A 792-nucleotide genomic window follows, 5' to 3' on the forward strand; every position below is an offset into this window, starting at 1 on the left:
GAAACGAGAAAAGAACGTTTTCGTCAAGCCAAATAAACAACGTCGGGCTTGCTCGAACATTGTCATGGAGAGAAAACGCACTTTTAGAGAAACGAGAAAAAACGATTAACTCGTTAACTTATCCCCTTGTCTTCTTGCTAACCTGTCCACCCATCAACTCGTCCACCGTTGTAATTTTTTCAGTAAGAAATTTAACACTATGAGTGCCCTTTTTGTCCACAATCGCCAACCCAGCCGCAAAAAATCGATTCTCGCGCAGGTTTGTTTTGGTGCAAAAATGGGTTAGTCCGTGAATACGACAAAATGAATATTTATTTCAAAGAACCGCCATTTGCACTCATTTTTGGGCTATTTGGTGCTAAATGTAGTGCAATATGGTGCAAAACGCAGTGCGTTTCGGTGCTAAATGCAATGCGTTTTGGTGCTAAATGCAGTGCATTTTGGTGCTAAACGCAAGTTAAAAAGGTGCTAAACGCAGTGCAAAATGCTGTTGAATGCAAGGTAAAAAGCATAAAAATTCACTACAACGGTATAAACATAACCTTTTTAAACTTTGAAACACATGGCTAAAAAGGGCAAAATGGTCGTTAAAAAGTGGGTTTTTAGGGGATAAAAGCGAGTAATTGGGCTTGAAAAATAACGAGACGGCAACCAAACTAGAAAGGCTATTTGGTGCAAAATGAAGGTTTTATTCTCAAAAACATACAATACAAGATGTGCGAAAGGCCAAAATTTGTGCTATTTACCTACTTTTAAAGCCATATTTTCGCTAGAACGGAGCGAAAATTAGAG

Origin of the sequence: Prevotella sp. HMSC073D09 (assembly GCF_001814145.1) — a bacterium.
GTDB classification, from domain to species: Bacteria; Bacteroidota; Bacteroidia; order Bacteroidales; family Bacteroidaceae; genus Prevotella; species Prevotella conceptionensis.